Genomic DNA, 12,414 nt, shown 5'->3' with positions numbered 1-12,414 from the left:
AGCGACCGGACACCGGACATCAGTGGATGGGAAGCCACTGAGAGGGAAGGTGCGGGAGGTGCCCGAGTTCACTGATCCCCTCGTCCATCTCGCACGCCGCCGCCGGGAACCCGCGGTGGCGCAGACCCTGCGCTCCACGGCCGCGGCCGTCATCTCGTACGTGGTCGCGCTCCATCTGAGCAGCGAACCCGCGCCGCTCACCGCCCCGCTGACGGCCCTGCTCGTCGTCCAGGTCACCCTCTACACCACGCTCATCACCGCGGTACGACGGGTGAACTCCGTGGTGGCGGGCGTGCTGCTGGCCATCGGGTTCAGCGCGCTGGTGGGGCTGACCTGGTGGAGCCTGGGGCTGATCATCCTGGCCGCGCTGGTGGTCGGGCGGTTCGTCAAGGCCGGGGAGTTCGTGCCGGAGGTCGCGATCAGCGCGATGCTGGTGCTCGGGGTGACCCGGGTGTCGGCGACCGCCTGGGACCGCGTCCTGGAGACGCTGATCGGCGCGGGCGTCGGCATGCTGTTCAACGTGCTGTTCGTGCCGCCGGTGTGGGTGGAGTCGGCGGGCGAGTCCATCGTGGAGCTCGCCGCGCGGATGAAGCGGCTTCTGACCGACCTGGCGCAGGAGGTCGGCGGCCACACCCCGGTCGCGCGGGCGGCGGCCCGCCTCCACGAGGCCCGCCGGCTCGACCACGACATCGTGCAGGTGGACGCCTCGCTGCGGCAGGCCGAGGACAGCCTGCGGTTCAACCCCCGGGTCAAGGAGGGGCTGCTGTCGCGGGTGGTGCTGCGCACCGGGCTCGACGCCCTGGAGATCTCGGCGGTGGTGCTGCGGGTGGTGTGCCGCTCGGTGACCGACCTCGCCAAGGAGCGCACCGAGGACGACCTCTTCGAGCCCGAGACGGGGGCCGCCCTGGGGGACGTCTTCGCCCACCTCGCCCAGGCCGTGGAGAGCTTCGCCGTACTGATCACCACCCAGGTCAGGGCCAACGCCGAGGAGGCCGAGAACCGCTTCGCCGCCGAGCTCGCGGCCGCCCGCGCGAGCCGCGACCGGGTCGCCAAGCTGCTGCTCGCCCAGGTCCGGCGCGACGCGAGGCAGTGGCAGCTGCACGGCGCGCTGCTCGCGGAGGTCGACCGGATCCTGGACGAACTCGACGTGGAGAAGCGGTCGCAGCGCCTGGTGGAGGAGCTCGACCGGCACTCCCGCGAGCGCCGCGAGCGCTACCCGCTCCTCGCCCGCCTCCAGCGCGGGCTGCGCCTGCGCGAGTCGGCGGACTGACGCCGTGACAGCGGCGGCGGGTGCGCCCTACGTACGCGGTACGCGCAGCTGGGCCCAGGAGACCGGGCCCGGCCAGCCGTCGGCGTCGGCGCCCCGGTAGCCGATCTTCACCTGGAAGCCCGCGTAGGAGCGGCGGTCCGCGTCGCTCCACTGCGGGCCGGGGCCCTCCTCGTACACCGCCACCCGCTCGGCCACCAGCCTGCGGCCCATCGCGGTGACGATCGGGCTGCGCGGTGCGGTGTGGAACCACTGGGCGCCCGGGAACGGCTCCAGGCCCTCGGGGTGGGGGATGGGGGCGGGCGGCGGCCAGGACGGGTCGGCCGAGTCGATGCCACCGGGGTAGTCCGGGTATCCGTACCCGTACACCCGGGCCGACCTGCGCTCCCGCACCCGCCGGTACACCCCGTCGCCCTCGGCGGAGCCGTTCACGTTGGTGTTGCCCTCGATGGTGTGGATGGTGGTGTCGTCGTACCGCTCGACCACGCCCGTGTGCTCCGAGCCGCCCGGGCCGTAGAACACCTGGGCGCCCACCGCCGGATACTCGGAGAAACGGCCGCGCTGCCGGAACCAGGCGACCGCCGTGGCACAGGACGCGGTGCGCGGGAACAGGCCCGCCGCCCCCGCCCGCATCGCCACCCAGGACACGAACGTCGCACACCAGGCCTGGCCCTGCGACCATTCGAGCCCCGGGACCTCCCTGCTGTAGCGCTGGACGTTGTTCCAGTGGCCGTTCTCGCGCCCCTCGTGGACACCGACCTGCCCCGCCGCGGCCAGCAGCACCGCACCGGCGCCCCCCTCGACGAGCCGCCCCTCGGGCGACGACGTATCTGTCTTCACCGGACCCATTCCTCCCCCGTATACGCGCGGACACCAGGCCTGCGGGCTTCGGCCGCGCCAACAGCCGTTCTCCAGAACGGACTTGAGCGTGGCACCCGGGTCGCCGCCGGACCAAGCCGCGTTCCGCTGAGCGGACCGCACACCTCTGGCGGCGCGGCCCGGCGCGCGCCTAGCGTGGGTGGGTACGCCAGGGGTGTACACACCAAGAGGGGGAACCATGGCACACCACATCGGGCGGCGGCAGACGCTGAGGGCGGCGCTCGCCGCGGGCCTGGTGGCGGGGGTGGGGACCGCCGGCACCGGCGTCGCCCGAGCCGCCGGGCCAGGCACCGGGGGCCCCGGCGGGCAGCTGCCGCCGGTCCCGGGGATGCTCGGCGACCGTCTCGCCAACGAGTTCTGGTACGTCTTCGACGACGTCACGCTCTTCAGCCGCGCCCAGGAGCTGGACGACGCCTACACGGCCATCAGAACGTACGCGGGCGGCCTTGAGCGACCGATCATCGAGGCCTGGGCCGACAGATACGGACAGCCCGGCTACCCGGGCACCTTTCGTGACTGGATGGCGCCGATCACCGAGCAGTTACGGCTCGTCTCGCAGGTCCAGCTCGGTGTCGTCGACCGGTTCTACCGGCGGCACGACCCCCGGCTCGTCACCGCCTTCGCCGGGTTCGGCCAGGGGACGCTGTACGACCCGCGCCGCCCGGTCGACGCCCTCCTCGTGCACACCATGAACGGGGAGGCCGGCTACCACGCCTGGCATGTGTACGCCCGCGCGATGGCCCTGCTCGGCATCGACCGGCGGCGGTGGGAGGAGATCGGCCCGCTGGTGGGCTTCGCCTGGGCGCTCCAGAGCATCGCCAAACCGTCCACCCACCTGCCCAACCCGCCGCTGCCGCCCCGCACGGTCCTGCGCCAGGCGGCGTACTGGCTGCCGCGCAGCCTGGAGCGGCAGGACGCCGACTTCCTGTCCTACCCGTATCCCCAGGGCGTCAGCTGAGGTCGCCGCTCCCCGGCGCCTCGATCCGCTCCCGGCACTCGGCCCGGCGCTGCTCCAGGGCCTCGCGGTCGGCGCCGGGCAGCTCCAGGGCGCGGGTGTAGTCGTCGAGCGCCTTCGCCCACTGCCCGGCGCTCTCGTGGACATATCCCCGGTTGTGCAGCAGGTCGGGGTCCTCGGGGCAGAGGGCGAGCGCCGCCGTCAGATCGCGCAGCGCCTCCTCGTGGTGGCCGAGGGCCAGGTGGGCCGAGGCGCGGGTGGCGTACGCCTCGGCGGTGGGGGCCAGGGCGAGGGCCCGGCCGAGGCTGTCCAGCGCGGTGTCGGCGGTGCCGAGCGCGAGCAGGGCGGTGCCGTGGACGCAGTGCAGCAGCGGGTCGTCGGGGGCGAGCTCCAGCCCCTCGCGGGCCAGGGCGGCGGCCTCGGCGGCGCGGTCCTCGTCCAGCCACAGCTCGGCCAGCGCGATCCGCGCGTCGGCCCGGGCCGGCTCCAGCTCCAGGGCCCGCGCGAACTCGGCCGCCGCGTCGCCACCGCCCGCGGCGCTGTACAGGTCACCCCGGTTGTAGTGCAGCTCGGCGAAGGGCGGACTGATCCGCTCCACCTCCGCGTAGTCCGCCAGCGCCTGCGCGAAGCGCCCCTGCTGGTGGTGGAGGACGGCCCGGTCGAAGCGGTACTCGGGGTGGTGCGGATCCTGGGCGACCACCGCGTCGTACTCCGCGAGCGCCTCGGCGCCCCGGCCGAGACGGGCCAGCAGCTGGGCGCGGTTGTGGTGCAGGACCGACTTGTGCAGCTGGTGGCGGCCGGGCGGCAGACCGTCCTCGACCGCCGCGAGGGCGGTGTCGACCAGGCGCAGGGCCTCGGCCAGATCGCCCAGGTGCATGGTGACCAGCGCCTTCCCGTTGTGCATGAAGGCGGTGTGGAAGGCGCGGTCCTCGGCGTCGGGGAGCATGTCGATGAACGCGATGGCGGTGTTGATGTGCGCCAGCGCCCGGACGTGATCCTTGCGGGGGGCGTCGTAGAGCCGGGTGAACAGGACGGAGAGCGCATAGCTGACGGTGGTGTGCACCTTGGGGTCGGTGGTGCGCGAGAGCACGTCGTAGTACGCCGCCTCCGCCTCGGCCGGCCGGTCCAGGAGCGCCAAACACAGTCCCCGCTGGCGCAGTTGGCGGTAGCGGGCGGCCCAGGGCGCGTCCGGGCCCAGGAGCTCGTCCATGCGCGCGTTGAGCTCCAGGGCGGCGGTGTAGTAGCCCATGCCCAGGCAGTACTCGACGGCCCTCTCATGGGCCGCGTGGGCCGCCTCGGGCGAGCTGCCGTGCGCGCGGTGGTACGGGATGGCACCCAGCCGCCACGACCAGGCGTGCGAGGCCTCCAGCTCGTCGGCCCGGCTGTCGTGGAGTTTGGCCCGGGCGGCGGGGTCCAACCGGCGGTAGACCTCGTCGGGTTCACCGGTCCCGTCGGTGTCGACGAACTCCGAGGGGTACGGGGCGGTGACCTCCGGCGCCGTACGGCGCTCGGCGCGGCGGCGCAGCTCGGCGGCGGTGGCGGGGGCGAGCGAGGAGCCGGGGGTGTGGGGGGCGCCGGGTGACGCGGGCCTCTCGGGAGTGTCGTCGTCGGAGCAGACCACGATCCGTACGCGGTCCGGGTCCAGCCGGCGCAGCGCGATGGCCAGGAACTCCGCGTCCGTCGCGTCGGCCTCGTGGACGTCGTGGAAGACGAGCGTGAGGGGGCAGGGGTGGGCGGCGAGGTGGTCCACCAGGCCGTTGGCGATGCGCCGGGTGCGCTCGTGGCCGTACCAGCGGGTGCGCTCCCCGGGCGGGGCGGCGGAGGTGAGCGTGGCCTCGGCCGCGCCGAGCAGGGCGCGGAGTTCGGGCGCGGCGGCGAGGATCGCGAGGCGGGTGCCGCCCTCGGGCAGTGAACCCCGTGCGTGGGCGCGCGGGACGAGGTGCCGCATGAGTTCGCCCGCCCCGGTGTAGGGGCCGCGCAGCCCGCGGTGGCAGTCCACGCCCACCGGGTCCGGGAACGGTAGCGCGGCGGCCGCCGCCTGCCGCGCGGCCCGGGTCGGGCCGGTGATCCACAGGTGTGCCGTCGCCTCACGCACGCGGGGTCTCCTTCTGGGCCGATGGTGGCGATCCGATGGCGCCCCGCGCCGCGGCGGCCCGGCGCAGCCGGTCCCGTACCGCGATCCACGCGGCCACACCGAACTGGGTGCACATGATCAGGGCAGCCACCGCCGCGTCCCAGAAACCCTGGTCCAACGACCCCGAGGACAGCGCCGAGTGGAAGCGGGTGGCGAAGCCGACGAGGACGGGCAGCGCGGCCGTCGCCGCGAGGACGCAGAGCGCCACGCTGCCGAGCACGAGCAGCGGAACGTACCAGCGCAGCACGGCCAGTTCGCGGTCCGTGGCCCGGGCGGTGACGGTGGTGGCGGGGGTGTGGCGGCGGAGCCGGGCAGTCCGTTCACGCAGATACGCCCGGGCGAGCTCCTGGAGGTCGGGCAGGGCCAACGTATGGGCGAACAGATGGTGCAGATCCGTCTCCAGGAAGAACAGGCACTGCCAGGCCATGCGCATCAGCGCGCCGAAGGCGAGCGCGAGGGCGAGACCGCCCCACACCGTCACCTCGTCGTGCGCCAGCAGATCGGCCTGCGCCGCCAGGACGAGCACCGAGGCGACCAGGGCGTCGGCGAGCAGCCCCGCCAGGACCGGCAGGACGCGTTTGCGCCTGGGCACCCCCATGAGTCCCACCAGGGTGGTCTGGAACACCACGAAGTACAGCCGGCGGCCGAGGCTGAGCCGGCTGGGCAGCCCGAGCCGCCGCCCGGCCAGCACATGGAAGGACTCGTGCAGCGCGATGCCCGGGAACTGGCCCAGGAACGAGGCGAGTTCGACTAGCAGCAGCGACGGGCTGAAGAACACCTTGGCGGGGCCCGGGCGCAGCTGGGGGTGGCCGACGGCCACGGCGACGGCCGCCGAGGTGAGGACCGCGTACAGGGCCCAGGCGGGCGCGGAGAAGACGGCGCTGCCCAGACGCTGGAGCGGCACGGTCCGCGGGGCCTGCGGCGATGGCCCGCTCTCGTCGTCGCGGCGGATGAACCGCAGCTCGTCGAGGGTGTCGACGAGGTCCTGGATGTCGGCTTCCTCGCCGTACGCGGCGGTGTAGCGGCGCGCCGCGTCGGCGATCGTGGCGCCGTCGCGCAGCCAGCCGACCACGGCGGCGGCGTCGGCGGGGAACACCGCGAAGGAGTCGATGTCCGAGCGGCCGATGACGACGTCCTCGCCCTCCTCGACGAACGTCAGCGGATGGAGTGCGACACGGACGCCTTCCACAGCCCTCCCCTCGGGGAAACGGGCGTGTGCGGCCCGGTGTCAGCGGGCCGCACACGCCGTGCCCTGGTGCTCAGCACCACCAGTCGTAGACCGACGTACCGCTCGTCAACCGGACCGGACCGGTCTTGCGGATCCTGAACTTCTTCATTCCGGCCGTGGGCTGCTTGAGCTGCTTCATGCCAACCGTCCTTCGCTCCTATGGGGAGTGGGAGGCCGCCGCGCCCGCACGGGTTGGCCCGTCGGCGTCATCGCGCTGTGATGGTGGCCCGCCCCTATCGAGAGAGTCGCGGTGGATCTGACTACTCGTCAATGGGGCTGGTTGAAAGTCCCCGTTGCTTTCATGATCTGTCTCATTCGAAGGTGGCAGGTCGTGGCAAGAGCGGAACTCACCATCCCGGAACGGCGGTTGGTTGCTCCACGATCACTGTGCTGAGCTGGTAGGATTCCCCCACCCTGGGGCGACCGCGGTGGCGACCCAGACCGCCGCGCCGGCGCACCCCCGCCCGGAATCCATCTGTCCGCCCCACGCGGTGTGTCCGTGTACGGCGAAGTCGGGCCACGGCGAGGTGCCCTGGCCTCCCGAATAATCCGGTGCCGCCAACTCGGCCCGCCCCCTACACTCACACCGCGGCGGCCACGGAACCCCTGGCCGTTCAGTGGACCGGTTGAGAGGAGCGCGGCATGGGCGAGCACCCCGCTGTCGTCGTTCTCCCGTCGCGGTACGACGTGATCCTGGTGTCCACCTCTTCCCGGTGACGGCTGCGCGGCCGCCACCGGACGCCCGCGACGAACTCCTGACCTCTGCCCGTTCCGCAGTCCTGCGGCGAGCCATGCGCCTGAGCCATGCGCCTGAGCCATGCGCCTGAGCCATGCGCCTGAGCCATGCGCCGTACGGAACCCGCGGACGGTCCGGGCACCCCTGCCCGCATCCAGGCACGTTCCACTCGTCCGGGAATCGCGCTGCCCCTTTTTTCGCCCCATCCTGAAAGGCCTCGGGCCGTGCGCACCAACCTTCGACCCCACCTCACCCGTCCCCTCGCCGTCGTACGCAATCTGGGCATCCTCGCCCACGTCGACGCGGGCAAGACCACCGTCACCGAACGCGTCCTGTACGCGACCGGCGCCACCCACAAACGCGGCGAGGTCCATGACGGCACCACCGTCACCGACTTCGACCCGCAGGAGCGCGACCGCGGCATCACCATCTTCGCCGCGGCCGTGAGCTGCGACTGGGACGGCCATCGGATCAACCTCATCGACACACCCGGCCATGTCGACTTCGCCGACGAGGTGGAGCGCTCGCTGCGCGTGCTGGACGGCGCCGTCGCCGTGTTCGACGCGGTCGCGGGCGTCGAGCCGCAGAGCGAGTCGGTGTGGCGCCAGGCCGACCGGTACCGGGTGCCGCGGATCGCGTTCGTGAACAAGATGGACCGGGCCGGGGCCGACCTGGACACGGCGGTCGCGTCGATCCGGGACCGGCTGCACACCGTGCCGCTCGTCGTCCAGCTGCCGATCGGCCGGGAGGACGGGTTCACGGGCGTGGTGGACCTGGTGCGTATGCGCGCGCTCGTCTGGGGCGCGGGCGGCGAGGCGCACCAGGAGGACCCGGTCCCGGACGGCCTGCGCGAGGAGGCGCTGCGGCGGCGCCGACTCCTGGAGGAGTCGGTGGCGGAGCTCCACCCGGGCGCGCTGGAGGAGTTCTGCGCCGGGGAGGGGCTGCGCGATGCCACCCTGGCGTCGGCGCTGCGCGATCTCACGCAGGGCGGCGAGGGCGTCGTGGTGCTGTGTGGCTCGGCGTACCGCAACCGGGGGATCGAGCCGCTGCTCGACGCCGTGGTGGCCTGTCTGCCGTCGCCGCTGGACGTGCCGCCGGTACGGGGCACGCTGGACGGGGAGGTGCGGGAGCGGCCCGCCGACCCGGCCGCGCCCTTCGCCGGGCTGGTCTTCAAGGTGACCGCGACCGCCACCGGCCGTCTCACCTATGTGCGGGTGTACGCGGGAACCGTCGGAAAGGGGGACACCGTGCTGGACGCCACGGCCGGGCGCACCGAGCGCGTCGGGCGGATCCTGCGCGTACAGGCGGACCGGAACACCGAGCTGGACCGGGCGGTCGCCGGGGACATCGTCGCCGTGATCGGACCCAAGTCCGCCCGCGCCGGCGCCACCCTGTGCGCTCCCGACGCGCCGGTGGTCTTCGAGCCGCCGACCACCGCGGCACCGGTCGTGTCGGTGGCGGTCGAGGCCCGCAGGAGCCTCGACACCGACAAGCTGGCCTCGGCGCTGGCCCAACTGGCCGAGGAGGACCCCTCGTTGACCGTGCGGACGGACGCCGAGACCGGGCAGACGGTGCTGTCCGGCATGGGTGAGCTGCACCTGGAGGTCGCGGTGGAGAAGATCCGCCGCGCCCAGAGCCTCGAACTGAGCGTCGGGCGGCCCCAGGTCGCCTATCGCGAGACGGTCGCCCGAGGGGTGTCCGGACTGCTGTACCGACACGTCAAACAGGAAGGAGGAGCAGGGCAGTTCGCCCATGTGGTGCTGGATGTGGAGCCGCTCGAGGAGGACGGCGACCAGGGTTTCGTGTTCCGCTCGACCGTCACCGGCGGCCGGGTGCCGCAGGAGTACGTCCGCGCGGTCGAGGCCGGGTGCCGGGACGCGCTGGCCGCGGGTCCGCTCGGCGGCCACCCGGTGACCGGGCTGCGGGTCACGCTGACGGACGGCGCCACCCACTCCAAGGACTCCTCGGAGATGGCGTTCCGTACGGCGGGCCGCCTCGCGCTGCGCGAGGCCCTGCGGACGAGCACGATGGCGCTGCTCGAACCGGTCATCGAGGTCACCGTCACGGTGCCGGACAGCGCGGTCGGCGCGGTCCTCGGTGACCTGGCGGCCCGGCGCGGCCGGGTCTCGGGGTCGGCCGCCCGGGCGGGCACCGCCGTGGTCACCGCGACCGTGCCGCTGGCCGAGCTGTTCGGCTACGCGTCCCGGCTGCGCGGCCGCACCCAGGGCCGTGGCACCTTCACCACGCGACCCACGGGCTACGCCCCGGTTCCGGCCGGGGTGACGGACACCCTGCTGCCCCGCTAGCCGGACGGGACTCGCCGAGGAGTCCCAGGGCCTGGGGCGCCGACGCGAACGCGACGACAGGCACCGGCACCACACCAACGGCCCCGCCCGCACCGGGCGGGGCCGTTCCCCCGCCTCGTACAGTGAACGAGCCGTCGGCGCGGACGGCCGCGCTCATCGATGCCGAGCGCCGACCCGCCCGCCGCGCCCCACCACCCGGAAGGAACCCCCATGGCAGCCACCGAGCCCTTCCCGCTGGAACCCGCGCCCCTCCATGTCCCGGACGCCGTCCTCGACGACCTCAAGGCGCGGCTGCGGCTGACCCGTTGGCCCGACGACGTGGGCAACGACGACTGGTTCTACGGCGTCGGCCGCGCCTACCTCCAGGAGCTCGCCGACCACTGGCTCCACCACTTCGACTGGCGCAAGGCCGAGGCCGCGATCAACGCCTATGAGCACTACCGGGTGCGGGTCGACGGCGTTCCGGTCCACTTCATGCGCAGGCCGGGCGCCGGTCCCGACCCGACGCCGCTGATCCTCACACACGGCTGGCCGTGGACCTTCTGGCACTGGTCCAAGGTGGTCGACCCGCTCGCGGACCCGGCCGCCTTCGGCGGTGACGCGGCCGACGCCTTCGACGTCATCGTCCCCTCGCTGCCCGGCTTCGGCTTCTCCGCCCCGCTGCCGGACCACCCCGACATGAACTTCTGGAAGGTGGCCGACCTCTGGCACACCCTGATGACCGACACCCTCGGGTACGAGAAGTACGCCGCCGGAGGGTGTGACGTCGGCGCGCTCGTCACCGGCCAGCTCGGTCACAAGTACGCCGACGAGCTCCTCGGCATCCACATCGGCTCCGGTCTGCGGCTCGACTTCTTCAACGGGGACCGGGCCTGGGACCTGAGTGGAGGCAGGCCGATCCCCGAGGGGCTGTCCGGGCCCGACCGGGCGCGGTTCCTGTCGCTGGAGCGGCGGTTCGCCGTCCATCTGGCCGCGCAGCTCCTCGCGCCCGCCACCCTCGCGTACGGGCTCTCCGACTCGCCGGTGGGGCTGCTCGCGTGGATCCTGGAGCGGTGGGCCACCTGGAGCGACAGCCACGGCGACGTGGAGAGCGTCTTCTCCAAGGACGAACTCCTCACCCACACCACCATCTTCTGGGTGAACAACGCCATCGGCACCTCGATGCGCTACTACGCCAACGCCAACCGCTATCCGTGGACGCCCTCCCACGACCGCCGGCCGGTGATCGAGGCGCCCACCGGCATCACCTTTGTCGGCCATGAGAACCCGCCCGGTGTCACCACCGCCGAGCAGCGCGTCCAGAGCTGGCTGGGCAGCGACCGGGCCGGCTGGTACCACCACGTCAACCTCACCGCTCACGACAGCGGCGGCCACTTCATCCCGTGGGAGGTCCCCGACGCATGGGTCGAGGACCTGCGCCGCACGTTCCGCGGCCGCCGCTGAGGCTCCCGGCGGGTCCGGCGGCTAGCGGTTCTTGATCTGTACGCGCTTGATGTTCACCGGCAGGGTCGGGAACCCGTCACCGGGCCCGTTCTGGTCGTCCTCGCCGCCCGCCGCGATCTTCTGCAGGACGTCCAGACCGGCCGTGACCTTTCCGAACGGCGTGTAGGCCGGGGAGAGTTTGGTGTCCTTCCAGACGAAGAAGAACTGGCTGCCGTTGGTGTTCGGCCCGGCGTTGGCCATGGCGACCGTACCGGCCGGGTAGGTGGCGCCGGTGAGGTTCTCGTCGGGGAAGGAGTAGCCGGGGCCGCCGCTCCCGGTGCCCGTCGGGTCGCCGCACTGCAACACGAAGATACGGGCCGTGGTGAGCCGGTGGCAGTGCGAGCGGTCGAAGTAGTCGCGCTGGGCGAGGAACTTGAAGGAGTACGTGGTGCACGGGGCCTTGTCCGTCAGCGCCCGGAAGGTGATGGCGCCCTGGCCGGTGCGCAGGGTGGCGCTGTACGGCTTGGCGGCCTTCACCGGGTCGAAGACCGGGATCCCCTTGAAGTTGTCCGCGGGCACGGCCGGCGTGTAGGTGCAGGCGGTCGCGGGAGCGGGGGCGGCCGGGGCGGCGGCTGCGGCCTGCGTCGCGGCGCCGAGGGGCAGCAGGGCGGCGGCGGCGAGCAGGGCGTACGGCTTACGGAGCACGAGACGGTTCCCTTTCGGATCGACACAGGAACGGGTGTGTCGTGGCCGGGTGTGTCATGGCCGCCTCATCCTGCCCGCTGGGGTGCGTGGCATGCGAGGGGTGGGAGGGGATCGCCTCGGTGAGTGGCCGGGAGCCGCCCATGGGCGGGCCCGTTATCTCCGTACCGCCGTGTCCAGGGCGGGGCCGATCACCTCGAAGGCCCGTCGGATCAGCTCGGCCGGGTCCTCGCCGCCGTCGCCGGCGCTCCACCGCCGCAGCACCGAGTCGAAGGCGGTCAGCGTCATCCCGGCGGCCAGTGGCGGATACAGGTCGGTGGCCGGGTCGAGCCCGAGGCGCTGTGCCAGCTCGGCCGTGAGGTCGTCGCGCCACTGGGCCTGGTGCTCCAGGAAGCGTGCGTTGAGGGCGGGGGTGCCGAGGATCAGCTGGACCACCCGCAGCGCCCGGTCGGCGTGCCCGGCGCACTCGGCGAGCGGTACGGACACGGCGTGCCGCAGGGCCGTGGAGGGGAGTTCCCGGGCCGCGCGCGTCGCGAGCTCCGCGCGGATCCCGGCGCCCATCCCGGCCAGGAACTGGACGACCACGTCTTCCTTGGACGCGAAGTACCGGAAGAACGTGCGCTTGGAGACGCCCGCCTCGGTGGCGATCTCGTCGATGGTGACCGCGTCGAAGCCCTTGGTCGCCAGCAGTTGGAGGGCGGCTTCGGTCAGTTCGTTCGCGACGAGCTGACGTTTGCGCTGGGCCAGGCTGCCTTCGGTACGGGTGCTCACCCGGCCATGGTAAC

General features: G+C 73.1%; 9 protein-coding genes. 4 read left to right on the top strand and 5 right to left on the bottom strand.

From position 1 onward, the window contains the following. Positions 1–58 precede the first annotated feature (58 nt). Positions 59–1,270: an FUSC family protein gene (locus tag ABD236_RS13405; RefSeq protein WP_344073791.1), complete on the top strand. Its 1,212-nt coding sequence runs from the start codon at positions 59–61 to the stop codon at positions 1,268–1,270. A 27-nt stretch (positions 1,271–1,297) separates the two neighbouring features. Here the strand turns inward: ABD236_RS13405 and ABD236_RS13400 are convergent, their stop codons facing one another. Then, entirely contained in the window at positions 1,298–2,107 is an 810-nt protein-coding gene (locus ABD236_RS13400) for a peptidoglycan-binding protein (RefSeq protein ID WP_344073790.1), read from the bottom strand. Between the two features lie 217 nt (positions 2,108–2,324). Here ABD236_RS13400 and ABD236_RS13395 point away from each other — a divergent pair, with 217 nt between their 5' ends. Beyond that, a complete protein-coding gene (locus ABD236_RS13395; RefSeq protein WP_344073789.1) occupies positions 2,325–3,104 on the top strand; it encodes a hypothetical protein in 780 nt (259 codons plus the stop codon). Here the strand turns inward: ABD236_RS13395 and ABD236_RS13390 are convergent. Both ABD236_RS13390 and ABD236_RS13385 read right to left on the bottom strand, forming a co-directional pair. After that, positions 3,097–5,196 carry a tetratricopeptide repeat protein gene (locus ABD236_RS13390; RefSeq protein WP_344073788.1) on the bottom strand — a complete coding sequence of 700 codons (2,100 nt, stop codon included), beginning with the start codon at positions 5,194–5,196 and terminating at the stop codon, positions 3,097–3,099. The two genes, ABD236_RS13395 and ABD236_RS13390, sit on opposite strands and share 8 nt — an antisense overlap. After that, positions 5,189–6,424: a hypothetical protein gene (locus ABD236_RS13385; RefSeq protein ID WP_344073787.1), complete on the bottom strand. Its 1,236-nt coding sequence runs from the start codon at positions 6,422–6,424 to the stop codon at positions 5,189–5,191. The genes ABD236_RS13390 and ABD236_RS13385 overlap by 8 nt, the downstream gene beginning before the upstream one ends. 999 nt (positions 6,425–7,423) lie before the next feature. Between ABD236_RS13385 and fusA the strand changes: the two genes are divergently transcribed. Both fusA and ABD236_RS13375 read left to right on the top strand, forming a co-directional pair. Further along, positions 7,424–9,505 (top strand): elongation factor G, encoded by a 2,082-nt coding sequence (gene fusA, locus ABD236_RS13380; RefSeq protein ID WP_344073786.1) that lies wholly within the window; start codon positions 7,424–7,426, stop codon positions 9,503–9,505. 210 nt (positions 9,506–9,715) lie between these two features. Then, positions 9,716–10,948 carry an epoxide hydrolase family protein gene (locus ABD236_RS13375; RefSeq protein WP_344073785.1) on the top strand — a complete coding sequence of 411 codons (1,233 nt, stop codon included), beginning with the start codon at positions 9,716–9,718 and terminating at the stop codon, positions 10,946–10,948. Positions 10,949–10,969: 21 nt separating this feature from the next. Here the strand turns inward: ABD236_RS13375 and ABD236_RS13370 are convergent, their stop codons facing one another. Then, entirely contained in the window at positions 10,970–11,632 is a 663-nt protein-coding gene (locus tag ABD236_RS13370) for a peptidylprolyl isomerase (RefSeq protein WP_344073784.1), read from the bottom strand. 153 nt (positions 11,633–11,785) lie between these two features. Further along, on the bottom strand, positions 11,786–12,400 hold the full coding sequence (locus tag ABD236_RS13365; protein WP_344073783.1) for a TetR family transcriptional regulator: 615 nt from the start codon (positions 12,398–12,400) through the stop codon (positions 11,786–11,788). Between the last annotated feature and the right edge of the window lie 14 nt (positions 12,401–12,414).

It is taken from the genome of Streptomyces crystallinus, assembly GCF_039521265.1.
In the GTDB taxonomy this organism is placed as follows: domain Bacteria; phylum Actinomycetota; class Actinomycetes; order Streptomycetales; family Streptomycetaceae; genus Streptomyces; species Streptomyces crystallinus.
The sequence above is the reverse complement of the archived record's forward strand: the minus strand, read 5'-3'. Positions and strand labels throughout refer to the sequence as shown.